Annotated in this window: 27 protein-coding genes; 9 read left to right on the top strand and 18 right to left on the bottom strand. The window is 67.3% G+C overall.

Going from position 1 to position 23,316, the window contains the following annotated elements; translation table 11 throughout:
* Positions 1 to 90: 90 nt before the first annotated feature.
* Genes BQ2383_RS06145 through BQ2383_RS06155 form a run of 3 tightly spaced genes read left to right on the top strand, consistent with a single transcriptional unit; the run spans position 91 to position 2,379 of the window.
* Entirely contained in the window at positions 91 to 708 is a 618-nt protein-coding gene (locus tag BQ2383_RS06145) for a TetR/AcrR family transcriptional regulator (protein ID WP_091031171.1), read from the top strand.
* Between the two features lie 49 nt (positions 709 to 757).
* The gene (locus tag BQ2383_RS06150; protein ID WP_091031175.1) at positions 758 to 1,411 is read left to right on the top strand and encodes a DUF4166 domain-containing protein; all 654 of its coding nucleotides are present in this window, start codon (positions 758 to 760) and stop codon (positions 1,409 to 1,411) included.
* Positions 1,408 to 2,379: an epimerase gene (locus tag BQ2383_RS06155; RefSeq protein WP_091031177.1), complete on the top strand. Its 972-nt coding sequence runs from the start codon at positions 1,408 to 1,410 to the stop codon at positions 2,377 to 2,379. Before BQ2383_RS06150 ends, BQ2383_RS06155 begins: the two co-directional genes overlap by 4 nt.
* On the opposite strand, the gene BQ2383_RS06160 is transcribed toward BQ2383_RS06155, so the two are convergent.
* Genes BQ2383_RS06160 through BQ2383_RS06170 form a run of 3 tightly spaced genes read right to left on the bottom strand, consistent with a single transcriptional unit; the run spans position 2,376 to position 4,007 of the window.
* On the bottom strand, positions 2,376 to 2,768 hold the full coding sequence (locus BQ2383_RS06160; RefSeq protein WP_091031179.1) for a PLD nuclease N-terminal domain-containing protein: 393 nt from the start codon (positions 2,766 to 2,768) through the stop codon (positions 2,376 to 2,378). The two genes, BQ2383_RS06155 and BQ2383_RS06160, sit on opposite strands and share 4 nt — an antisense overlap.
* Positions 2,769 to 2,817: 49 nt before the next feature.
* Positions 2,818 to 3,747, bottom strand: a complete 930-nt coding sequence (locus tag BQ2383_RS06165) for an aldo/keto reductase (protein WP_091031317.1) — start codon at positions 3,745 to 3,747, stop codon at positions 2,818 to 2,820.
* 29 nt (positions 3,748 to 3,776) lie between these two features.
* A complete protein-coding gene (locus BQ2383_RS06170; protein WP_237682571.1) occupies positions 3,777 to 4,007 on the bottom strand; it encodes an XRE family transcriptional regulator in 231 nt (76 codons plus the stop codon).
* Between the two features lie 94 nt (positions 4,008 to 4,101).
* Between BQ2383_RS06170 and BQ2383_RS06175 the strand changes: the two genes are divergently transcribed.
* The 3 genes from BQ2383_RS06175 to BQ2383_RS06185 are packed head-to-tail and all read left to right on the top strand — an operon-like array spanning position 4,102 to position 5,522.
* The gene (locus BQ2383_RS06175; RefSeq protein WP_244175917.1) at positions 4,102 to 4,476 is read left to right on the top strand and encodes a helix-turn-helix domain-containing protein; all 375 of its coding nucleotides are present in this window, start codon (positions 4,102 to 4,104) and stop codon (positions 4,474 to 4,476) included.
* Between the two features lie 42 nt (positions 4,477 to 4,518).
* Positions 4,519 to 4,911, top strand: a complete 393-nt coding sequence (locus tag BQ2383_RS06180; RefSeq protein WP_091031182.1) for an ImmA/IrrE family metallo-endopeptidase — start codon at positions 4,519 to 4,521, stop codon at positions 4,909 to 4,911.
* Between the two features lie 8 nt (positions 4,912 to 4,919).
* Positions 4,920 to 5,522: a GNAT family N-acetyltransferase gene (locus tag BQ2383_RS06185; protein WP_091031184.1), complete on the top strand. Its 603-nt coding sequence runs from the start codon at positions 4,920 to 4,922 to the stop codon at positions 5,520 to 5,522.
* A gap of 27 nt (positions 5,523 to 5,549) precedes the next feature.
* Here the strand turns inward: BQ2383_RS06185 and BQ2383_RS06190 are convergent, their stop codons facing one another.
* Positions 5,550 to 5,753, bottom strand: a complete 204-nt coding sequence (locus tag BQ2383_RS06190; RefSeq protein WP_091031186.1) for a hypothetical protein — start codon at positions 5,751 to 5,753, stop codon at positions 5,550 to 5,552.
* Positions 5,754 to 5,843: 90 nt separating this feature from the next.
* Between BQ2383_RS06190 and BQ2383_RS06195 the strand changes: the two genes are divergently transcribed.
* Entirely contained in the window at positions 5,844 to 6,455 is a 612-nt protein-coding gene (locus BQ2383_RS06195) for a flavodoxin family protein (protein ID WP_091031323.1), read from the top strand.
* Here BQ2383_RS06195 and BQ2383_RS06200 read toward each other — a convergent pair.
* Genes BQ2383_RS06200 through BQ2383_RS06215 form a run of 4 tightly spaced genes read right to left on the bottom strand, consistent with a single transcriptional unit; the run spans position 6,427 to position 8,760 of the window.
* Complete coding sequence (locus BQ2383_RS06200) at positions 6,427 to 6,945, bottom strand: GNAT family N-acetyltransferase (protein ID WP_091031188.1); 519 nt, start codon at positions 6,943 to 6,945, stop codon at positions 6,427 to 6,429. The genes BQ2383_RS06195 and BQ2383_RS06200 overlap by 29 nt on opposite strands.
* Before the next feature lie 42 nt (positions 6,946 to 6,987).
* A complete protein-coding gene (locus tag BQ2383_RS06205) occupies positions 6,988 to 7,998 on the bottom strand; it encodes a hypothetical protein (RefSeq protein ID WP_091031191.1) in 1,011 nt (336 codons plus the stop codon).
* A 5-nt stretch (positions 7,999 to 8,003) separates the two neighbouring features.
* Positions 8,004 to 8,330, bottom strand: coding sequence for a transcriptional regulator (locus tag BQ2383_RS06210; protein ID WP_091031193.1), 327 nt, complete (start codon positions 8,328 to 8,330; stop codon positions 8,004 to 8,006).
* A complete protein-coding gene (locus BQ2383_RS06215; protein ID WP_091031195.1) occupies positions 8,323 to 8,760 on the bottom strand; it encodes a hypothetical protein in 438 nt (145 codons plus the stop codon). The genes BQ2383_RS06210 and BQ2383_RS06215 overlap by 8 nt, the downstream gene beginning before the upstream one ends.
* 249 nt (positions 8,761 to 9,009) lie before the next feature.
* On the opposite strand from BQ2383_RS06215, the gene BQ2383_RS06220 reads away from it, so the two are divergent.
* On the top strand, positions 9,010 to 10,101 hold the full coding sequence (locus BQ2383_RS06220; RefSeq protein ID WP_091031197.1) for a linear amide C-N hydrolase: 1,092 nt from the start codon (positions 9,010 to 9,012) through the stop codon (positions 10,099 to 10,101).
* A gap of 38 nt (positions 10,102 to 10,139) precedes the next feature.
* On the top strand, positions 10,140 to 10,700 hold the full coding sequence (locus BQ2383_RS06225) for an HdeD family acid-resistance protein (RefSeq protein ID WP_091031199.1): 561 nt from the start codon (positions 10,140 to 10,142) through the stop codon (positions 10,698 to 10,700).
* A gap of 66 nt (positions 10,701 to 10,766) precedes the next feature.
* On the opposite strand, the gene BQ2383_RS06230 is transcribed toward BQ2383_RS06225, so the two are convergent.
* From BQ2383_RS06230 to BQ2383_RS06275, 10 genes are all read right to left on the bottom strand, one after another.
* Positions 10,767 to 12,314: a helix-turn-helix transcriptional regulator gene (locus BQ2383_RS06230; RefSeq protein WP_091031201.1), complete on the bottom strand. Its 1,548-nt coding sequence runs from the start codon at positions 12,312 to 12,314 to the stop codon at positions 10,767 to 10,769.
* Positions 12,315 to 12,648: 334 nt separating this feature from the next.
* Positions 12,649 to 13,554: a DMT family transporter gene (locus BQ2383_RS06235; protein WP_140403307.1), complete on the bottom strand. Its 906-nt coding sequence runs from the start codon at positions 13,552 to 13,554 to the stop codon at positions 12,649 to 12,651.
* Positions 13,551 to 15,200, bottom strand: a complete 1,650-nt coding sequence (locus BQ2383_RS06240; protein WP_091031205.1) for a cation:proton antiporter — start codon at positions 15,198 to 15,200, stop codon at positions 13,551 to 13,553. The genes BQ2383_RS06235 and BQ2383_RS06240 overlap by 4 nt, the downstream gene beginning before the upstream one ends.
* A gap of 29 nt (positions 15,201 to 15,229) precedes the next feature.
* A complete protein-coding gene (locus tag BQ2383_RS06245; protein WP_091031208.1) occupies positions 15,230 to 15,901 on the bottom strand; it encodes a GAP family protein in 672 nt (223 codons plus the stop codon).
* Complete coding sequence (locus tag BQ2383_RS06250; RefSeq protein WP_167381548.1) at positions 15,898 to 16,932, bottom strand: hypothetical protein; 1,035 nt, start codon at positions 16,930 to 16,932, stop codon at positions 15,898 to 15,900. The genes BQ2383_RS06245 and BQ2383_RS06250 overlap by 4 nt, the downstream gene beginning before the upstream one ends.
* Positions 16,933 to 17,015: 83 nt before the next feature.
* Positions 17,016 to 17,729 carry a hypothetical protein gene (locus tag BQ2383_RS06255; protein ID WP_091031211.1) on the bottom strand — a complete coding sequence of 238 codons (714 nt, stop codon included), beginning with the start codon at positions 17,727 to 17,729 and terminating at the stop codon, positions 17,016 to 17,018.
* Positions 17,730 to 17,810: 81 nt separating this feature from the next.
* Entirely contained in the window at positions 17,811 to 19,220 is a 1,410-nt protein-coding gene (locus tag BQ2383_RS06260; protein ID WP_208617628.1) for a glutamate decarboxylase, read from the bottom strand.
* Positions 19,221 to 19,296: 76 nt separating this feature from the next.
* Entirely contained in the window at positions 19,297 to 21,243 is a 1,947-nt protein-coding gene (locus BQ2383_RS06265) for a YhgE/Pip domain-containing protein (protein WP_091031215.1), read from the bottom strand.
* The gene (locus BQ2383_RS06270; protein ID WP_205829366.1) at positions 21,240 to 22,010 is read right to left on the bottom strand and encodes a hypothetical protein; all 771 of its coding nucleotides are present in this window, start codon (positions 22,008 to 22,010) and stop codon (positions 21,240 to 21,242) included. Before BQ2383_RS06270 ends, BQ2383_RS06265 begins: the two co-directional genes overlap by 4 nt.
* Before the next feature lie 52 nt (positions 22,011 to 22,062).
* Positions 22,063 to 23,316 (bottom strand): metal-dependent hydrolase family protein, encoded by a 1,254-nt coding sequence (locus tag BQ2383_RS06275; RefSeq protein WP_091031217.1) that lies wholly within the window; start codon positions 23,314 to 23,316, stop codon positions 22,063 to 22,065.

Here is a 23,316-nt window from a genome sequence, read left to right on the forward strand (position 1 = left end):
CTTCGGTGACATGTGGGGGTCACTACCCCGTGCAGGCACGCTACCACCAAATACCTCCACGTGGAAGTTTTGATTCGCTAGACTCCCCCCATGCCCGCCGACACGCCAGAGCCTGCCGAGCAGCCCCGCCCGCGGGGCACCTACGCCAAGGGGATCGCTCGCCGACAGGAGATCCTCGATCGCGCCATCGAGGTCTTCGCCGAACGCGGTTCCGACCGCACGAGCCTGCGAGCGATCGCGCGCGAAGTGGGCGTCACGCACGCCGCCCTCACCCACTACTTCGGGTCTCTCGAAGAGCTGCTCGTCGCCGTCTACGAAGAGAGCAACGCCCCGGGACGGCAGCCGGATCCTCCGTCGGCCGACGCGACGCCGGTCGAGATGATGATCGAGTCGGCACGCTTCAACCGCGCGATCCCCGGTCTCGTGCAGTTGTATTCCACGCTCGTCGCATCGGCGCTCGAGGAGGGCCACCCGGCGGCGCGCACGTTCGCCACCGGCCGTTTCGCACGTCTGCGCGAACGGCTCGCCGAGACCGTTCGACGACAGCAGGAAGACGGGCAGATCCGGAAAGACGTCGACGCGGATGCCGTCGCGGCTCTCGTCGTCGCGGCGTCGGACGGCCTCCAGACGCAGTGGCTGCTCGATGAGACCGCACCACAGCACGAGGCGCTCGCGCTGCTCGATCGGCTCCTGCGCCCACCCGCCTGAGCGGCGGCGGACCGGCCGGGCGCACCCACCGTCGAGCTAGGCTCGAAACGTGACGCCCGTGCCGCAATCCCCCTACGCCCGGGCACTCGGCGAGCGCATCGACGAGCTGCACCCTCGGCTGCGCGCCTACTTCTCGGCGGTCCCCGACGGCGCCGTCGGCATCGGCGAGGGCGTGTTCCACGTCGTCGGTACGCCGCGGCGGTGGCTCTGGCCCGTCCTCCGCGTCCTCGAACGTCGCGGCGTCGTCGCCGCCGTCTGGGAGCGCGACGTGCCGTTCCGCGTCGAGAACCGCACGATCGCGTCCCGAGCCATAGGCGAGCGCACGTTCCATTTCGCCCGCGGCCCGTGGGTCATGCGCGATGCGGTCGCACTCACCCGGCACGGCCGCGTGCTCGACGAACTCGGTGAACCCGGACTCATCGCGGCCTGCTTCGACGTCGATGTGCGCGACGGCGCGCTCCGGCTCACCAGCCGGGCCGTCGGTGTGCGACTGGGGCGGCTCCGAATGCGCATCCCCCGCCTGATCGCACCCGTCGTCCGCCTCACGGAGCGCTTCGACGACGCCATCGACCGGCAGCAGGTGGCACTCACGATCGACGCGCCTCTCCTCGGCCGCGTGTATGAATACCGCGGCGATTTCGAGTACCGCGTCCCGCCCCTCGCAGAGGTCCCCCGCATCGCAGATAAGGAGCAGTCCGCATGAACGCAGGCCGAGTCGTGATCGGTGGATCCACGGGCTTCATGGGCAGCCACCTCGTCTCCCGGTTCCGCGCCGAGGGCCGCGAGGTCGTCACGATCTCCCGCTCCGGCGCCGACATCCGCTGGGGCGATCAGGTCGAGATCGACCGCGCGGTCGACGGCGCATCCCTGGTCATCGGCCTCGCCGGCAAGAGCGTCAACTGCCGGTACACGCCGGAGAACCGCGCGGAGATCTTCCGGTCGCGGCTCGACACCACCACCTCGCTGAGCACGGCGATCGCCCGCGCGTCGGCACCCCCGGCGCTGTGGGTGAACTCCTCGACGGCCACGATCTACCGGCACGCCGAAGACCGTCCGATGACCGAGTCGACCGGCGAGCTCGGCACCGGCTTCTCGGTCGAGGTCGCGAAGGCCTGGGAGAAGGCACTGTTCGCCGACGAGCTGCCCGCCACCCGCCGCATCGCTCTTCGCAGCGCGATCGTGCTCGGCCACGGCGGCGTGCTCGGGCCCCTGAAGAACCTCGCCAGGCTCGGGCTCGGCGGCCCGCAGTACGACGGCCGGTGGCCCGCGAGTGCGGCGCGACGCCGGGCCGGTACCGTTCACCACTTCCGCGCGCGCCGCGGGAGTCAGCAGTTCAGCTGGGTGCACATCGACGACGTCGCGCGCATCATCGACTTCATCGAGCAGACGCCGTCACTCGACGGTCCCGTCAACGTCGCATCCCCGAATCCGGTCGAGAACGTCGAGTTCATGGCGACGATCAGGCGAGTGCTGGGTGCTCGCATCGGCCCGCCGCTACCCCGGTGGATGCTGGAGCTCGGCGCCATCGGCATCCGCACCGAGACCGAACTCGTGCTGAAGAGCCGATGGGTGCTACCGGAGAAGCTCACCACCGCGGGCTTCGAGTTCCGTCACCCGCAGCTGGAAGAGGCGATCCGCGAGTCGTTCGACCGCGGCGGGGTCTCCGTCTAGGAGGCGGCGCCGGCGGAACCGGAGGGGGCGTCCCCCTCGCGGCGACGCCTCTCGACCTCTTCGCGGAGCCGCCATTCCTCGATCTCGCGGTCGAGATCGGCGATCTGCTGCTCGGTCGTGCGGGTGTCCGCCGGCGGCGAGGGTCGCACGTCGGTGCGGGTCGCGGTCGGCCGCTCCGCCCTGCGCATGCGGGGAATGGGAACGCCCGCCTCTCCGTACTCGCGCCCGATCGCGAACCACAGCACGCTGCCGATGAACGGCAGCAGGATCACGATGATGATCCACACCATCTTCGGCAGGTGCTTCACCAGGGCGCTGTCGCGGGTGATGATGTCGATCAGTGCGCCGATCATCAACGCGATGACGAGGAGCGAGAACAGGAACGGCATGAGTTCAGGGTAGACGACGGTGTGACGTGGCGCGCGGGCCGAGCCGGTTCTACGGCAGCAGGTGTCCGGCGGCGCGGAACAGCTCGTACCATTCGGGCCGGGTGAGCTCGAGGTCGGCGCCCATCGCGGCCTCGCGCACGCGCTGGGGTGTGGTCGTGCCGAGGACCACCTGCATGCCGGCGGGGTGACGGGTGATCCAGGCGGTCGCGATGGCGATCGGAGTCACGCCGTGCGACGTCGCGAGGCGATCGATCACCGCGTTCAGCTCGGGGTACTCGGGATTGCCGAGGAACACCCCGAGACCGCGGCCGTCCTGGAACGGCGACCAGGCCTGGATCGTGATGCCGTTGATGCGGCAGTACTCCACGATGCCGCCACCGTCGCGCACGGCGCTCTGCTCGTGGCTGGCGATGTTCGCCGCGACCGGCTGAGCGAGGATCGGCGCATGGGTGATCGACAACTGCAGCTGGTTGGCGACCAGCGGCTGCCGGACAGCTGTGCGGAGCAGATCGATCTGCCGCGGCGTGTGGTTCGAGACGCCGAAGGCGCGGACCTTGCCCGCGGCCTCCAGGTCGTCGAACGCGCGGGCGACCTCTTCGGGCTCGACGAGGATGTCGGGGCGGTGGAGCAGCAGCACGTCGAGGCGGTCGGTCTGCAGGGCGGCGAGCGACCCTTCGGCCTGGGCCACGATGTGCTCGTACGAGAAGTCGAACATCCCCTGCGCCGGCACGATCCCGCACTTGGTCTGCAGCACGATCTCGTCGCGCTCGGAGGCGCTGAGCTGCAGGGCACCGGCGAAGCGCGCTTCGCAGTGGTGCATGCTCCCGCCGTAGATGTCGGCGTGGTCGAAGAAGTCGATGCCGGACTCCCGCGCGGTGGCGTAGAGCGCCCGGATGTGCGCCTCGTCTTTGTCGTTGATACGCATCATGCCGGCGATGACGGCGGGGGCGGTGGACGATCCGAACGGCACGGTCTTCATGCGCACCACGCTACTGTGCGCCGCCGACGTCAGCCGTCGTCGGTGGTCGACGCCGGGAGGAGTCTCGTGATCGGGATGTCGAGCGCAGCGGCGATGGCGGCGAGGTCGACCACCGTGAAGTCGGCCTGACCCTCCAGCAGCTCCGCGAGCGCGTCCGGAGCGATGCTCGAGAGGTCGGCCAGTCGAGAGAATGACAGCCCCGCGTGAATTCGCGCGCCGTTCACGGTCGATGCCAACATCTGACGCAGTTCTGTCCCCATACGCCTACGCTAGTACCCCGCACGGACACGCAGACCTGTCGATTGCACCATAATGGCAGCATTCTGGAGTCGGCGCGCTGCTATCGTGAGCCGGGTGAAGACACCGGCCGAGGAATTCAACAACGCCGTGGGGCGCCAGATCCGCGGCGAGATCGCCGCCTCCAGGAGCAGCATCGCGGCGATGGCGCGGACCATCGGCATCGCGCGCAGCGCCCTGGACAACTACGTCACCGGCAAGCGCGCCATACCGGTCCCGGTCGTCTACTCGGTCTGCGCCGCTCTCGACCTCGAGCCCCACGTGCTCTTCGCTCGCGCAGAGGAACGCCTCAGAGCAGACGGGGAGACGACCGCGCGCATCACCCCGATCCGCCCCACCCCCGATGTCGCCGGTCCGCGAGAAGATACCCGCGAGGTCGCCTTCGAATCCCGCACGTCGCACGACTCGGATACGGACGACCTCTACGACTAGCGGCGCACACACTGCCGCCCCGGCACGGTGAGGAGGAGAGCGATGGACGACCTTCTCCACCTCGCCGAGGAACAGCGACTGCGCATCGTCGAGCGACCCGGCCGCACGCGCGGCGGCTTCGATCCCCTGACCCGCACGATCCGACTCAGTCCCGGCATGAGCGCGCGCACCACACGCAGCGTGCTCGCCCATGAGCTCGGGCACGCGCAGTTCGGGCACACTCCCGCGCGCGTGCCCGTCATCCGTGCGCAGCAGGAGCGCCAGGCCGACGAGTGGGCGGCCTGTCGGCTGATCACCCCACGTGCCTATGCCGAGGCAGAAGAGCTCCGCGGGCCGCACCTGGCCAGTCTGGCCTTCGAGCTGGGGGTCACGATCGAGCTGGTCACCGCCTTCCAGCAGCTCCTGCGTCAGGGTGCCGTCCCGGTCGCTGGTTGAATACCGTCATGGCTTTCCTCGTCGCTCCCGCCCCCGTCACCCTCACCGGCGAACTCGTCGAACTCCGTCCGCTCGAACGCTCGCACGTCGACGGTCTCATCGATGCGGTGCAGGAGGGCGACCTGTGGAAGACGGCCTGGTACACCTCGGTTCCGGCGCCGGACGGCGTGGCCGCGGAGGTCGACCGACGCCTCTCGCTCATCGAGAAGGGCGAGATGGTGCCGTTCACCGCTTTCGGTGCCGACGGACGCGTTCTCGGGCTCACCTCGTACTACGACATCGTCGCGGATGTCCCGCGGCTGCACATCGGTTATACCTGGAACCGTCCGTCCGCTCACGGCACGGGCACGAACGCGGAGTCCAAGCTGCTGCTGCTCCGGCACGCCTTCGAGACGCTCGGGGTGTTCCGCGTCGGCCTGACCACACAGTGGGTCAATTTCCAGTCCCGCACGGCGATCGAGCGGCTCGGAGCCAAGCAGGACGGCGTGATGCGGGCCATGAGCCGCTACCGCAACGGCGCGCTGCGCGACAGTGTGGAGTACTCGATCATCGAACCGGAGTGGCCCGCGGTAAGGGCCAACCTCGAGGCGCGGCTCGCTAAACGACGCTGAGCGGACGGCGTTGCCGTCCGCGACGGATCACTCGGTGGCGTTGCCCGACCAGTTGTTCGCCCGACGCGTGGCCGAGCCCCGCTGGCGGAAGATGAATGCCATGGCCAGCGTGACGAGCAGGAGGCCGCCGCAGAAGGCGAGCGCGTTGAGGGCCGGCAGCCCGAACGAGATGCCCATCAGCAGGATGCCTCCGATGAAGAGGATCATGAAGAAGAGGAAGCTGAGGATCACGGGATCTCCTGTCGTCGGTACCATCTACCAGGATAGCCCCGACGCGGAAACCCCCTGTGCACGCGTGTGCTCGCCTGCTCTGCTGTGATCATGAAGACACCACTGACCGCGGTCGCCGTCTCGTGCACGCTGAAGCCGTCGCCCGCCTCCTCCAGTTCCGACCTCCTCGCGACGCAGCTGCTCGATGCACTCGCCGGGCACGGCGTCACGGGAAGCCTCGTGCGCGCCGTCGACCTGTCGATCAGCCCCGGAGTGCAGAAGGACATGGGTGACGGCGACGAGTGGCCGAGCGTGCGCCGACGCATCCTCGACGCCGACATCCTCGTGTTCGCCACTCCCACGTGGATGGGACAGCACTCCAGCGTCGCGCAGCGCGTGCTCGAACGCCTCGACGCCGAGCTCGGCGAGACAGACGCGCGAGGACGGCCCACCCTCTTCGACAAGGTCGCGATCGCGGGCATCGTCGGCAACGAGGACGGAGCCCACCACATCGCGGCGATCCTCTTCCAGTCGCTGAACGACGTCGGTTTCACCATCCCGGCCCAGGGCTCGGTCTACTGGAACGGGGAGGCGATGCACACCACCGATTACAAGGACCTCGACGAGACCCCCGAGAAGGTCGCCTCCTCGATCGGGACGGCGGCGCGGAACGCCGCGCACCTCGCCCGGCTGCTCAAGGCGCAGGAGTACCCGGCGAGCTGAGGTCGAGCACCCACTCGTTCTCGGAGAGGTCGGCGCCTCGGAACTCCTCCGTCTTCGTGCCGACCAGCGCGAATCCGTTCCGACGACAGACGCCGTTCGACGCGGGGTTGTCGACGCCGGGGAATGCCGTCAGGAAGCGCCTGTCACCTCGATGTGCGCGGGCATCGTCGATGAGCAGGGCGAGGGCTTTCGATGCGACGCCGCGCCCCTGCGCCTCGGGGCGGACGAACCAGCCGGTCTCGAGGGCGGGTTCGTCCCGCCAGTCCATGCGCCAGTAGCCGATCGAACCGAGTGAGGCCCCCGCGGCATCTTCGATCACGAACATCCTCGCCTCGCCGGATGCCACGAGCCGCAGGTAGCGGGCCTGACGTTCGACGACCTGCTCTTCGGTCTCGGGACCGTTCAGATGGGCCGTCATCTCCGGGGTATTGGCGGCATGCAGCAGTTCGAGGTCGTTCTCGGACCAGAGTCGGAGCCTGAGGGATTCCATGCACGGATGGTCCCACGAGGCACCGACGTATCGCGGGTCGGATCACCGACGGAAGGTGATGACCTCATCCCGGCGCGATTTCTCGAGCGTCAGACCAGCGAGCTCGAGGCGTCGATACACCCGCTTCGGCAGTGGCGGAAGCTCGGCGGAGAACCCTCGGGGCGGCTTCGCGATCCCGGTGACCACGGAGAGGTCGACGCCCGACCCGCCGCGCACTTCGAAGCGTGCGTAGTCGCTCCGGGTCCGCCAGCGCAGGAGCTCGAGTTCGCGGAACGGGATGGTGTGGTGGGCCTCACCCACGCGCACGCGGAGTTCGTCGTTGCCGAAGGCGACCGCGCACTGCTGCGTGCGGCGGCGCAGGATCGCCGTGAACGCCAGGTACACGGGCAGTCCGACCACGATCCCGAGGAGGAGGATGGCGATCCGCGGCCCCATCCGCATCACGATGTCATCGAGCGCGATCAGCGCGACGACGCCGAGGAGCCCGAAGACCAGGACGCTCGCCACGATCGCCTGGGTGAGACTGCGCATCCGCAGCTCGATGCCGGGGAACCGCACGACCGAACCGTCGCCGCTCTCCTCGCGTTCCCACTCCGGGGTCACGGGCAGCGGCCGCTTCTTCGCATCGCGGCGCGCGAGCAGATCGGTGACGCGACTGAGCAGCCCGAGCCAGATCCACCCGACCGCGGGGATCGCCGCCATCTGCAGCACCACGGCGACACCGCGAACAGCGTTCGGGAACGGGTCGAGCAGGTCTCCCCCGAACTCGATCACCGAGGCGACGAGCACGCCCAGAACAACGGCCACGATCACGTGGAGGATCGCGCCGTTGCGGGCGGGCACCATGTCGAACGTCGCATTCACGAACGCGAAGCCGAAGCACCAGCCGCCGATCAGCATGAGCAGGAAGGGGAAGAAGCTCAGATCGTCGCCGGCGAGCGTGAAGCCGACGGCGGCGAGCAGCAGCACCGCGCCCCAGAGGAGCGGGTTGCGCACCAGTTTCCGGGTCACTGTGGTGCGCACCCGCGCGTCGGCGGTGGTGTTCTCCGTCATCGGGATCAGCGCCCCTGCCCTCGTGCCGAGCGGACGATCTCCTCGAGCCGGCGGAGATAGGCGTCGAAGGACTCCCGCCCCGCCTCGGTCAGGGCGATGCGACGGGCCCGCTGATCGGTGGGGCTGTTCGTCACGACGACCACTCCCGCATCCGTCAGAGCCGATACATGCTTCGACAGCGCCGACTTGCTCACGCCGACCAGGCGGAGCAGCGTCGAGAACTCGATGTAGTCCGCGGGGGCCAGTGCGGAAAGAACGCTCAATCGCACCGGCTCATGCAACAGCGGATCGAGCCGCGGCGCCACCGCGTCCTCTCCCTGCGCCTCACTCATCTCGCTTCCCGGATGCCGCCGCGGCCGGAACGCTCGCGAGGCGCTGCAGACCCGGTCGGCAGACGAGGAGGATCACGACGACGGCAGCCAGCGCTCCGATGGTGTTGGGGAGGATCCATCCCGCCGCCCGGACCGGGAACTGTGCGGCGGCGAATGCGGCGAGCGCCAGCAGGGCACCACCCCAGACCAGCCATGCGCCGCGACGGTCGGACCAGGTCAACCGCAGCCGGATCGACAGCATCGAGAAGAGACCGACGATCCCCAGCACGATGAACGCCGAGAGGTAGACCATATCCATGTCGAGCATCAGCCCGATCGCCAGTGCTCCCGCCGACGCCACGAGGGAGGCGATCCATGCCCCGTTCCGCACTGACACGCTCTTCGTCTGCTTCACGGCCGCGAGGCGGGCCGCCGCTTCGTTGCTGTCCATGATTCCCTCCGAGAGTTCGTTTCCTGTAAAGAAACTAACACGTAGTTTCCTCACGGGCAACCACTGCGGAGCGAGTCAGCACGAGGCGGGTCGGAAGCGGGTGAAGGTGCGGGTGGCACCCGGGTGAGCGTTACGGGTGATTTCGCGTCGTCGCCACGCTCGCACGGGCGCGCGCGACCAATAATCACCAGAGAGCCCGTGACCCCTCCGGCCGCGGGCGAATCATCGACGAGAGGACGTGCGGCGCTCATGTGCACACGAGTTGTCTGGCCCGATGCCAATGGTGCAGTCATCGTTGGCCGAAACATGGACTTCCATATGGACCTGCTCTCCAACCTCTGGAAGCTCCCCCGTGGCATCGAGCGCTCCGACGGCGTCCATGGCACACTCACCTGGAAGGCCAAGTACGGAAGCATCATCGCGACGGCGTTCGACCTCATCGCGTGCGACGGCATGAACGAGAAGGGGTTCGCGGGTCACATCCTGTGGCTTGCCGAATCCGACTACGGCAAACCCGAAGCGGATGCGACTCAGCTGAGCCAGGCGGTGTGGCTGCAGTACTATCTCGACAACTTCGCCACGGTCGCCGAAGCCGTCGCGTGGACGAACGAGTCGCAGGTGCAGATCGCTCAGCTCTTCGACCCGACGGGGCACCTCGTTCCCACGCTGCACCTGGCGATAAACGACGCGAGCGGCGACTCGGCGATCATCGAGTACACCGACGGTAAGCCGAAGGTCTACCACAGCCGCGAGTACCAGGTGATGACCAACTCCCCGACGTTCGACAAGCAGCTCGAGCTCGTGAAGGAGGTCGAAGGTCTCGGCGGTGACAAGCCGCTCCCCGGATCGACCTTGGCCAGCGATCGCTTCGCGCGCGCCTCCTTCTATGTGGCTCACCAGAAACAGCCGAAGACGCAGATCGAGGCGATCTCGGCGATGTTCAGCATCATCCGCAACGCCGCACAGCCGTTCCGCACGCCGGAGGAGGGCAAGCCCGACGCGTCGCAGACCATCTGGCAGGTCGTGCTCGACCTCACCAACATGCGCTACGCATTCGAGTCGACGACCCGACCGAACATCGTGTGGCTCGATTTCGCCGACATGAGCTTCACGGAGGGCACCAAAGTCCTCAAGCTCGACCTGGTGGGGCGACTGGCGTTGGAGGGCGGCCTGGTCGGCAACGCCAGCCACCATTTCGCGGATGTCGGAGAGCTCGGCCAGCAGGTGCTGGCCACCGGGACCGAAGCACTCGAGTTCGTGGCGCGCAAGCAGGACGAGTTCGCCGCGATCACGAAGGCCGTTCAGAGCCTGGTCGGTGAGAAGAAGCCCCACGCCGCATAACGCCCGACACCGCCCGATCGACTCTCGAGGAAACGCCTATGCACGCTGCACCCACGTCCACGAAGACCGCCTTCGACGGCATCCGCATCGCCATCGGCGTGGGGGGATCGCTCGCCCTCATCGTCGGAGTGGTGATCCTCGTCTGGCCGGGCAAGACCGCGATGGCCGTCACCGCTCTCGTCGCCGCCTACGCGATCGTCGCGGGTGTCATCTACGCGGCCATCGGCGGGCTGAGCAGGACGAAGGGCGGATGGGCGCGCGTCGGCCACGTGCTGCTCGGCCTGATCTTCATCGTCGCCGGGGTGATCGCGTTCACGAGCCTCGGTCAGACGGCGGTCTGGCTGGGAGCCTTCCTCGGCGTGCTCGTCGGCATCCTGTGGATCGTCGAGGGTGTCGTCGCGCTGAGCACCCTCTCCCAAACTGGCTCCAGGGTCTGGTCGATCGTCTTCGCGATCTTCTCGATCGTGGCCGGAGTGGTGCTGCTGTTCGCACCGCTGTGGGGCGCCATGGTGCTGTGGATGCTGATGGGTATCTCGCTCATCGTCCTCGGCGTGGTGAACATCGTGCGAGCGATCACGTTCGGTCGCGTTCCGCGTTGATCACGGACGGTCGCGCTGGCTGCAGGTGGCCAGCGCGACCGTCCGTGGTCGATGCGGCGAACGGGATCAGTCGCTCATGGAGGCAGCGAGCAGACGCATGCGCGTCGCGATGCGGATCGCCTCTTCTCGAGTCGAACACCCCAGCTTGCGATAGATCGAGCGCAACTGCGACTTCACGGTGTTCGGCGACACGTGGAAGCTCGATGCCATGTTCGCCGTCGAACGCTGCGCCGGCAGCGCGTTGAGGATGCGGAGTTCGCCCGAGGTCAGGGACGGTCGCGCTTGGAGGTCACGGAACACGATGCCTTCCGTCACCACGACCCACTGCTCGGCGGCTTCCGCATCCAGCACTTCCTTGATGCGATCCACGAGCTGTCGCGGCATGACCTCCAGCAGGCGACGGCGGTCGGCGCGCTGGGAGATCCTCGAGATCTGGCGTGCGGTCTCCGCATCGATCTCGCCCGTTCGCGCGAGCTCGAGCCATCCCGAGAGAAGCACGGCTTCGGCGCGCTGCGCGGGTCCGAGCGTCTGATCCGATGCCAGCGCGCGAAGCTCGTGTGCCGCCGTGTCCAGCCGACCGTCGTGGAGCGCGAGATGGGCGGTCGCCAGCAGGGTGAGCACGCCGACCTTGGGGTTTTCCTTGACGACCGTCCAGGCATACGCGGAGTCACCCGTGGCGATGAGCGCCTCGATGGTCGAGGAGGCGACGACGTCGGCGGCGAACGAGCCCCGCTGAGTCGGATGTCCGTCCGAAGCCAGTCGGATCGCCTCGAGCGCATCCTCCGGCCGATGCCGCGAGAGATAGGCGCGGCAACGGGCCAGCAGAGCGAACGGCCAGTTGAGTTCGATGCTGTCGACCGGGCACGCTCCCGACAGCAACTCGTCGACGTCACCCGACCGGCGGTCCACGGCGATGAGCGCCCTGGCGATGAGCTCGGACGACATCGTCGCGCTCGCATGGAGGGCGGTCACCTCCGGCATCTCTTCGGCCTCGGCGAGCGCGCGTTCCGCCTCGCTCAGAGTGCCGCGGATCGCGTGTGCGAGTGCGGTTCGGGCGAGAGCCATACGTTCGGCGTACTCCTGCCCGGAGAACTTGCCCAGCTGACGAGCCGTCGCGAACTCCAACAGCGCCCGCCCCGAGTCGCCGGCGGCGAGCATCGTGGTCCCGATCTGATGATGGAGGAACCACAGGGGCCCGTCGATGCGTTCCCGACCCTCGGCTGCCGTCTCGAGAAGGCGATCCTCGAGCCGCCGCGCGTAGACCATGGCGGCCGTGACGTCGCCGTTGACGCGGAACGAGAGCATTTGGGCAAGAGTGAGGAAGTCGAGCTCATCGGCGCTCATCAGGCGCGCATCCTGGGCGTGCGGGACCGGCTGATAGGCCCGAGCCCTGCGGGCGAGCACGGCCGTCATCGGATGGATCACTCGAAGAATGGGATGCCGGTCGAGCAGACTGCTCGGCAGCTCGACGACGGCTGCCGTCAATGCGTCGGGATGCGTCGTGTAGAGAGGCCAGACGTTGGAGACGACGGTGCGGGCGATGGTTTCTGGATGTCCGGCACGCACTGCCTTCGCGAGCTCATCGCGGGCGCGGTCCGTGTCGGTGAGGTTCATGCGGGCCCCACCCAGGCTCTTTCCGGAGAGGTTCGAGGTGTTCGCACCACGACGGGACGGAGGAGCTCCCGCCGAAGGACAGTCGTGCACTTGTCGTTAAAAGCGGTCGCTCGAAGCATCGTTACCCCCTGCTCTGCCGACGCTCTGGGGAAGCGCCGGTCCTGTAAGACGAGAAACCAACCCCCTCGGTTCCTCGCTGACTCCTTCCTAATATATTGGCGGGCTCGGGGCGCAGATCACCGTCGGACATCACCCGGGTGTTCACCCCGGTGACACCCGGGCGACCACCCAGGCTGTCCGGCATCCGGGCCGATGAGGACCCGACCCGCACCGCTCATTCCGTGCGAGCCTCCGCCCGCGACAGGGCGAACACCCCGCTCATCGCCACCACTCCCGCCGCCGCCAACGCCAGGAACGCCCACATCGGCGCGCCGCTCGCCTCGCCCAGGATCGCGATCCCCAGCACGACGGCGACCGCGGGATCCACGACGGTGAGCCCCGCGACGACGACCTCCGGGCGGTTGAAAGCGTGGGCCTTCTGCACGAAGTAGATCGAGAGCCCCCCGGCGACTCCGATGCCCAGAATGCAGGCGATGGTCAGAAGGTTGGCGACATCCCACTTCAGACCGCCCGAATGGAAGGCGGACTGCACACGGAGGATGACGGTCTTGCCGAGGGTCGCCACGAAGGCCGAGTAGATGCCGCCGAGAAGCACCCAGACGACCGGAGGCGTGCGCCGGCGCCGCCCCACGATCCCGACCACCGCCGTGGTGACCAGCAGCACGGTCAGCACGACCAGCACCGCGATGAGCTGCACATCGGTGATCGCGTGCTGCGTGCTCACCATCGCCGCGACGGTCACGAACCCGGCCACCCCGAGCACACAGATGGCGATGGCTCGCACCACCTGACGGGAGGGCGCTCTCTTGGCGAACACTGCCGTCAACAGGGCGGTGAACACCAGTGCGACGACGCCCACCGGTTGCACGACCATCAAGGGCGCGAATGTGAGACTGCCCATCTGCAGAAGCACGGTGACTCCGAGGAGGAGAGTGCCGAGCAGCCAGAAGTGGTTGCGAAGGAGGTTCATGGCCTTCGAACCGTCGACTCCGCGCTCCGCTGCGGCCTCCATGGCACGCACACCTCGCGCCTGCAGCAGATTGCCGACCGCGAGCGCAGCGGCAGATCCGACCGCCAGAGCGATGCCGATCAGCGGTGCCGAGTCGAGTTCCATGGTCATCTCTCGCTTTCGAGGTGGAGCTTCACACTGATCTCGAAGGCATCGAGCTCATCGAGCACATATCGGAGGGCGGTCGTGCTGTGGCGTCCGGACCGGCCGAGTTCATGCAGGCGCTCCCGCATGACCGCGATCAGGGCGAGCTGGAACTCGAGCACCTCCGGGGAGTCTGCACCGCCACGGGGATCGAGCGGCGCGACGAATCCCGCCGTCGGGAGCGAAGAGATCGCAGCGGAGAACGGCGTGCGCCCGCGACGCTGCAGAGTGCCACCGTCGATCGCGGCTTGCGCGGCGTCACGCAACTGTTCGTCGATGCTGCGGATCTCGTCGCGCGGCGGGCCGCTCGCCCCTGCCGCCCGGAGTCCGAGGAGGCGTGCCAGCACAGGAAGGGTCATCCCCTGCAGCAGCAGGCTGCCCGCCGCGACGAGAAACGCGATGAAGACCAGCAGGTCGCGCGACGGCACGTCTGGGGGCAGCGTCTGCGCCGCCGCGAGAGTGACCGCACCACGCATGCCGGCCCACACGATCATCGCATTGTGCTTCCAGGTCAGCGGCGACGCGTCGAAGTACTCGATGTCGGCGCGCATCCGTCCCGCAGTGCGCCTTCTGGAGCCACCCCCGTCTGCGGAGAGGCGACGGCGCATCGATCTCGTCACCCTCGCGGCGTGCACATGCATCATGGGGAAGACGTACGCGGCACGGACCGCGATCAGGATCACGAGCGCCACCGCAGCAATGGTGATGCCGGCGAGCAGCCCTTCTTCTGCTTCGAGATTGCTCTCGACGATCCCCCACAACTCGAGTCCCATGAGAAGGAAGACGGCACCCTCGAGGAGGAACGCGATCGTGCGCCACGTGATCTTGTCGGAGATGCGCTGTTCGGGTGTGAGCCATCGCACGGACCCCTGCCCGCAGACCACGCCCGCCACGACCGCCGCGACGAGGCCGGAACCGCCGAGTGCTTCCGTCGGCAGATAGGCGATGTACGGGATCGTCAGGCCCAGAGCGGTGTTCGCCGTCGCGCTCGTGGTCCATGCCCGCAGGCGCAGCGCCAGCCACCCGGCGACCGCGCCGACGACGATGGCGGAGAGCACCGCCCAGGCGAACGATCCGAGAGTGGTGAGGAACGAGAACCCGGACGCCGCGGCGACGATCGCCGTGCGCAGAAGCACGAGTGCGGTCGCGTCGTTGAGCAGGGATTCCCCCTCGAGCACGGTCACCACGCGTCGCGGCACTCCGAGCCGGCGCACGATCGAGGTCGCGACGGCATCCGTCGGGCTCAGGATCGCACCGAGCGCCACCGCCAGGGGGAAGCCGAGACCGGGTATCGCCCAGAAGAAGAACAGCCCGAGCACCACGGCACTCACGATCACGAGGAGCACGGACAGGCCGCCGATCGCCGCGAGGTCGCGACGGAACTCGATCGCCGGGGCGGAGACGGCGGCCGAGAACAGCAGTGGGGGCAGCACACCGACCAGGATCAGTTCCGGAGCCACGGACACTGCCGCCACCCCGGGAATCAGACTGACGCCCACACCGACGGCGACGAGGATCAGCGGCCCCGCGATGCCCGTCCGCTGCGACAGCGAGCTCGCGAACACGATCACGAACACCGCGATGATGACGAAGACGAGGACCTCTACCGGCATCCAGAATCCTCACGAGGGGAATCCACGGCTCACCCTGCCAGGTCGGCGACGCCGGCGCCGATGAGCTTGAAACCGAGGATCACGAAGAGCACCGCCATGATGACGGCGTGATTGGTGACGAGCCAGTTGCGCATGCCGGAGAGGCGCACCTCGACCTTGCTCGGTGAGACGACGCTGATGATCCACGGAATCGCCACAGCCGAGATGCCGAAGATGCCGAAGATCAGCACCACGGCCACGACCTGTTCCACCGGCAGCACGGCCTGAGAGATGCGGCCGCCCGCGGCGGCGAGCAGCGGCAGATCCTTGGGCGACAGCGGTCCCGATATCAGGACGCCGACGAAGAACGCCTTCCACGCGGTCAGCCCGTCGAGACTGGCCATCCATTTGGGAGTCTCGTGCGAAGAACGGCCGCGCCACTGCAGCAGCGCGAGCACGAGCAGCCCCGCACCGAGGACGATCTCGATGACGTCGATCGTGATGTGCGGCCCGGAGTCCGGGTCCTCTGCCCCCGCCGCTCGACCGATCAGCACGAGGACGCCGACGAAGAGGATGCCCCACGCATAACACCCCAGGATGAAGGCCGTGCCGTTCGTGCGGCCCTTGCCCGACGTCGCCATCAGGATGACGGCGACGATCGACAACGGGCTGATCGCGACGGCGACGCCCAGTGTCAGCAGATCGGCGAGGACGGCGATCATGCGCGCACCGCCGGGTGCGCATTACGCAGGAACAGGATGATCCAGCTGAAGATGAGCAGAGCCGAGACGAGCTCGACGGCCGTCAGGTTGTAGATGCCGGCGGAGAAGAGCACCGCGAGGATCACGATCACCCCCACGTAGACGAAGCCCAGCGCGACGAAGACCTTCGGCATGGTCGGGATGAGCCAGGGGAGCCCGACCACGAGCACCGCGAACGCGACGCACATGCCGGTGGCGACCGTGTTGTGCACGAGGAAGAAACGGTCGACGGGAAAGAGCCCGACACAGGCGAGCAGCGCGCCGATCAGCACGAAGAGCCCACGGACGGTACCTCGCCGCCGTCGATCCGCATCCGTCGCCGAGGGCAGAGTCGCGGTCCCGAACCGTGCGATCGTCGTGACGATGACGCCCGACACGATCAGGGTGACGTTGAACGTCAGCGCCGAGATGTCGTGGGTGATGCCGAGCGCCGACAGGTTCATCTGCCACCACTGCGGATCCGTCGCACTCAGCATTGCCGTCACCATGCCGACCACGAGGAACACCGCGAGGACGAGGGACAGATGGCGGGGCGTGAGGTTCGCCCCGCTCACGAAGGCGAGATATGCGCTGAGCGCCGTGGATGCCGCCGCGAGCACGACCGCCGGCGACGCGAACACCGTCGCCCCGACGAAGCTGTGATCGAGGATGGTCGCCACGCCGATCCACCCGAGAAGAGCGATGGCAGCGTAGGCGGCCGACAACGCGACGAGGTCGAACCACCAGTACCTGGTGCCGTCGGCGGCGCGCATGTCGGTCGGCCTGTCGCGATGCGGACGCAGACGGGATGTCGCGAAACCGGCAGCGGCGGCCACGGCGCCGGCGATCGCCGCGAACTCGCCGAGAGAGTGTCGGCCATCGATCGGGAGCTCGCGGCCCCAGAACACGAAGATCGCGACGATGGCGCTTCCCGCGAAGGCGAACGCGCCGAAGGTGAGGGCGAAGGACTCGTCATCGAGCGCGCGTCGGACGCGACGACGGGTGCCGGTCACCCCTTCATTCGATCTCGCGTCGATCGATGTCGTGCTGCCCATCGCCATCCTCTCCTCCGTCGCCACTGGCCGCTGCGTGTGCGTCATCGGAGGGCGGGCTCGTCGTCCTGGTCGGAGCCCGCCCGACCCGGATGACGGCGCGCTCGATCCCAGAACGGAAGAACGATGAGAGAGGCCAGCAGGAAGCAGAGCGCCCCGACGAAGGTGCCGTAGTTCGCGAGACCGCTGTTGAACGCATCTCCGCTGGGCAGGATGAACGCGCCCACGGCCGAGGCACCGAACGCGATGCATCCGACCATGTTGATGAAGACCGACCACCAGGCGCGGCGCCCCAGGTCCCAGAGTCTTCGGGCATGGGCGTAGGCCACGAATGCGAGGATGCCGCTGAGGAGGAAGGCGACGGACCCTCCGGCGTCGGGATTCCAAACGAGCTTCTCCTGTGCAGCGATGCTCCGCGCGTGCAGTGCACCGGTCGTGCTCACGTTGAACAGGATCGTCCCGAACGACTGTGTGGCAGCGGCGAGCCACTCCGCCCGGACCATCCGTCCCGGTGCGTAGGCCACCCTGACGGCCACGGCACCGCTGAGGAACAGTTGGATCAGTCCGGCGCCGGTGAAGAACCAGGCGCCGATGAAGAAGAGCAGATTGGACCCGCTCGAGCCCAATGCCTCGCTCAGGCCGGGTGCGGAGCCGGCGGCGAAGAATGCCGAGCCGATCATGAACCCCCAGCACTGCTTCGTGACGCTGGGCACGAAGAGCCTGCGGGGAGGATCGATGCTGGTGGCGGCAACGGTCATCGTCGCTCTCCTCTCATCTCGGTATGACTCGAAGGCGCGATCGGGGAGGGCGCGCGATGGCGCCCTCCCCGATCGGGCGGATCAGTGGTGGAAGTGCGATCCGCTGCTCGCGGTATCGGGAAGCGGGGTCGTCAGCGCCTCGAGGAACGCCACCTCGCCCCGGATGTCCGCAAGCAGAGCCGATGCGAGGTCACGGCTGAGTCCGACCTTCACGACGATGCGCTGCAGGACGACATCCGACATGTCGTCGGCCATCGGGTAGGCGGGGACGAGCCATCCCTTCATTCGCAGACGATCGGCGAGGTCGTACAGAGTCCACTTGTCGGTGTGTCCGTCCTTGAGCACCCAGGCGAAAACGGGGATCGTGTCGCCCTTGCTGATCAGGTCGAACGGGCCGATCTTCGCGATCTCACTCGAGAGGTAGGTGGCGACGTCGATCGAGTTCTGCTGCACCTCGCGATAGCCCTCGAATCCGAGACGGAGGAACTGGTAGTACTGCAGCAGCACCTGCGCGCCGGGGCGAGAGAAGTTCAGCGCGAGCGTGGGCATGTCCCCGCCGAGGTAGCTCACGTGGAAGATCATGCTCTCGGGCAGCACGGCGGTGTTGCGCCAGACCACCCACCCGACACCGGGGTAGACGAGGCCGTACTTGTGGCCCGACGTGGAGATGGAGTTCACCCGGTCCAGCTGGAAGTCCCACACCAGGTCCGGCTGGCAGAACGGTGCGACCATCGCGCCGGATGCCCCGTCGACGTGGATCTTCACGTCGAGGCCGGTCTTCGCCTGGATCTCATCGAGCTTCTCGGAGATCGCGATGGTGTCGTCGTACAGTCCGGTGAACGTCTGTCCGAGGATCGACACCACGCCGATCGTGTTCTCGTCGACGTAGTCCTCGAGGTTGTAGCCGTCGAGGATGATGTGATCCGGGCTCACCGGCACGTAGCGCGGCTCGACGTCCCAGTAGTTGCAGAACTTCTCCCACACGACCTGGACCGCCGCCGACATGATCAGGTTCGGCTTGTCCGTCGACTTGCCCTCAGCGGTGCGCTTCTCCTGCCACAGACGTTTGAGAGCGAGCCCACCGAGCATGCACGCCTCCGACGAGCCGATCGTCGAGGTGCCGATCGTGTCGCTCTTGTCCGGGACGTTCCACAGGTCGGCGAGAATCCGCCAGCAGCGATCCTCGATCGCCGCGGTCGCCGGGTACTCGTCCTTATCGATCATGTTCTTGTCGGCCGCTTCGAGGTACAGCTTCTTGGCCTCGTCGTCCATCCAGGTGCCGACGAACGTCGCGAGATTGAGTCGCGAGTTGCCGTCGAGAATGGACTCGTCGTGCACGATCTGGTACGCCGTCTCCGGCAGGCTGGGGCCCTTCGGCAGCGTGAACTTGTCGAACTCGGTGGCCTCGCCCGGTCGGACGAAGACGGGATTGATGCTGATGGTCGAGTCGATGTTCGTCGACTGACGGGCTTTGTGCGTGTTGGTGGTCACTATTCGCTCCTACGAAGAGATCGGACGGGTGGAGTGGGATGAGGTGCCGGGACTTGTCGTAAGGGTGACTCTCCTCCTATACCTCGACCGGTGGGTAGAGGCGGTCCATGTTGTACTGCCTGTTGCGCCGGGCGGCCAACGTCGAGATCGCGAGGAACACCACCGTGAGAAGGGCGATCGTGCCGATCGCAACCCACAGCCGGTAGTCCGCGCCTCCCAGGATCATGAACCTCAGCCCGGTGACGGTGGCCGTCATCGGATCGATCCAATGGATGTACTGGAACGGCAGGGTCGTCACCGCGACCGGGTACACACCTCCGGCGGAGGTGAGCTGCACCATGAGGAAGGCGAGCGTGAGCACGCGGCCCACAGCCGGCCCGAGGACGGCGTTGAACATCTGGATCATGGCCATGAACATCGCGACCATGAGCAGCATGAACCCGAACGTGCCCCAGGGGTTGGCGTACTCCATTCCCAGTCCGAACCGCACGACCAGGTACAGGATCGTCGCCTGCAGGAAGCCGACCGCCAGCGTGGGTGCATAGGAGGCGAGCACGGTTCGGAAGGATCCGAGCCCCTGCGCCAGCGGACGCGCCTGCAGCGGTGTGAAGAGCATCCACGCGATGATGCCGCCGACGAACAGCGCGAGCCCGAAGAAGAACGGTGCGAATCCGTAGGCGAAGGTCTTCGCCTCGTTGTTCGTGACCTGCTTCATCACGACGGGATCGGCCAGCGTCTTGATGAAGCTGGACTGCTGATCGCTGTTCCAGTTGGGGATCAGCTTCATTCCCGATTCGACGCCGCTGGCCAGTTCCGCGGTGCCGGCCACGAGCGCAGGCATGTTCGCGGAGATCTCGTTCGCACCGTCGCTGAGCTGGACCAGGCCGCTCGCGAGCTGGTCCGCGCCCGATCGCAGTTCGTCGGCCTTCCCCGTGACCTGGTTCAGGGTGTTGTTGATGCCGCCGGACTCCACGGCCCGCAGGATCACATTCACGCGACTGCTCGGGTTGTCGAACTCGCCGGCGAGGGTGTCGACGTCGCTGCGGAGACGGTCGAACGCGATCGACACCTCCTGCCCGACACCGCTCTGCTCGATCGATCGCTGCACGCCCTCCAGCCGCTCAGCCAGCTCATCGTCGCCGGAGGCACGCACGTCGTCGATCACCGCCTGCAGATCTGCCCGCGCCCGCGCGTTCGCCTCGGCGATACCCGCCAGAGCGCCGTCGAGGCTGTCGGTGCTGGTGCGAATGGACGAGGCGAACTGCTGCAGTTCGCCCGTCGTGAGACCGTTGGCGTTGACGGCTCGCTCGACCTGCCCGACGGCACCGTCCACGTTGGCCACGAGTTCGTCGAGGGCTGCGGAGAGCGTCCCCGCGCCCGACTTGGCTGTCACCAGCCCCGTGGCGAGTTGATCGGCCCCTGCGCTGAGTTCGTCGACCCCCGAGTTGAGCGTCTCGATACCCGCTGCGGCCTGACGGATCGTGGGCAGCTCCCCCTTGATCCCGGTCGCGACGGCGAGGAAGACCTGCTCCCCCACCTGCGCGGTGACGTCGTTGATGACCTCAGCGGCAGCATCCTGACCGATCACCGTCGACAGGTAGTTGTTGGCGTCGTTGTAGGTGAAGATCAGGTCGGCCTGGCGGGGGTCCCCCGTCGCCGCCGATGCGATCGCCTCGCTGAAGTCCGCAGGGATCGTGATCGTGAACGCATATCGTCCGTGCTCGAGACCTGCGGTGCCCTCGGCCTCATCTACGACGTGCGTCTCGAGCTGTCCGGAATCGACGATCCCCTTCACGACCTGGGTACCCGCATCGAGCGGCTCGCCCATCGCGTCGGCCCCCTCGTCAAGGTTGACGATGGCGACGGGCAGGTGGTTCACGTTGCCGAACGGGTTCCAGAACGCCCAGAGGTACAGCGCGCCGTACAGGAGTGGCATCAGGATGATGACGGCGACGGCGAGACGCGGCATGCGCCCGCGGTAGTAGCGCTTGAAATCGCTACCGGGTGAGAATGCGGCGATCATCGGCCGGTGACCTCTCGTTCCAGGACCGCGAATTCGTGGTCGGTGAGGTTGTGGACCTCGATCACATCGGTGATGCCGTCCTGCTTCTCGACGCCGTTGACGTCGGCCATGATGACGGTCTGCTCGGCTCCGAGAGCGATGAGGCGCTCACGGAGACGCCGGGAGCCCTCGACGCTGGCGAGGGTGTCGACGCCACCGACGACCAGTAGCGGGGGCTTTCGGATGTTGGCCACGGCGATGCGGAAGAGGGCTGCCGTGAACTCCGGCAGCTCCTCGACCATCGCGTCCATCGTCGGCAGCGAATAGTCACCGAATACCGGGCGGCAGATGCGTTCGAGATCCTCGTCGGTCGACTGCGGCACCCACTGGTACCACTTGGCGGCCCACCGCACCTGTTCGGTCACGATGTCGTGCACGCGGATCGTCTGCGGGATGCCGTCGACCTCGTCGACGTTGGCGATCGCCGCCTGACCGAAGAGATGATGCGGCTTGTCGATGCGTCCGAAGGCTTCGAGTCGTCCGGTGGTCGGCTTCATCCGCCCGCTCAACGTCAGCAGGAGCGCCTGACGGCCGCGGCCTCCTGCGCCGACGAGCACCGTGACGCCGCCGGCTCGGACCGTGAGATCGACAGGTCCGTAGATGTGCCCCCAAGAGGCGTCGACACCGATGCCGGTCGCGGTGATCAGCACCTCGCCGAACGTCTCGCTGTGCCCACTGCGTGTGCCGAGACCCTCATCGGTCTCACCCTGATCCGTCGGAGCTGTCATCGCTCTTCCCCTTCGATTCGCCCTGAGATTGCCGATCGGAGCCGACATGGCCTCAGGCCTCGTTCTTGATGACCTGGCCGCCCTTGACGATGAGCGCGAAGTTCGTGTCAGGGTCGGCGATGAGCGAGAGGTCTTCGATCGGGTCTCCGTTGACCAGGATCAGGTCCGCCCAGGATCCTTCCGCGATGACGCCGAGCTTCGCACCTCGGTAACTGTTGCGCTCCCCCGCGAGCTCGAACAGCGACGCGTTGCTGGAGGTGAGCATCGTGAGGGCGTCCACATTGCTGTAGAAGTCACCGAGGCGCGCGGCCATGACGCTCTGGCGGGCCGCCGACTGCGGCTCGAGCAGCAGATCGGTCCCCCATGCGGTCTTCACGCCGTATTGCTTCGCCCAGCCGTAGACCTCATCGGTGCCGTGGCAGATCTCGGTGTTCTTGGCGGCACGCACCGGGTCGGGGTAGTGGTGGTCGTCCTCGGCGAAGGGCTGCATCGAGAGCCAGGCGCCCTTCTCGGCGATCAGCGCGATCGTCGCCTCGTCCGCGAGGTGTCCGTGTTCGATCGATGTGACGCCGGCATCGAGAGCGCGCGTGATTCCGGCGGGCGTGTAGACGTGGGTGGCGACGTAGGTGCCGTAGTCGGTCGCTGCCTGCACGGCGGCTCGGATCTCATCCGGCGTGTACTGCAGAGTGTTCAGCGGGTCGTACATCGACGCAGCGCCACCGCCGAGGGTGAGTTTGATCTGGCTCGCCCCCATCTTGAGCTGCTCCCGGACAGCCGCCAACACGCGCGGTACTCCGTCGGCGACGCGGGTGAAGTGGATGTCCTCGGTCCGGCTCGGCGCACCGCCGAACTCCTCCGGAACGTCGTAGACGAACGAGAAGTCAGCGTGTCCCGATGTCTGCGAGATCATCGCCTGGCTGGGGAAGATGCGCGGCCCCTCGAATACACCGCGATCGATGAGCGACTTCACCGGAGCGGTGTCACCACCCATATCCCGCACCGTCGTGAACCCGCGCAGCAGCATCCGCTTCGCCTCGGCGATCGTGTTCCCGTACAGCGCGCCTGTCGGCCCCTGGAGGAACTCCATCATGCTGTTGGCGTTACCCATGAGGTGCACGTGGGCATCGCTCAGGCCCGGCATCAGGAAGCGCCCTTTCGCGTCGATCTCGATGACGCCGTCGGAGGCGTCGCCAGCGACGGGAGCCGAGGATACGGCCACGACGAAGGGACCTTCGATCAGGACATCGACGTTGTCCTGTGTCTTCGCGTTCACGCCGTCGAAGACGCGGGCGTTGCGAATGATCAT

Source organism: Microbacterium oxydans (genome assembly GCF_900095745.1).
Lineage (GTDB): Bacteria > Actinomycetota > Actinomycetes > Actinomycetales > Microbacteriaceae > Microbacterium > Microbacterium oxydans_B.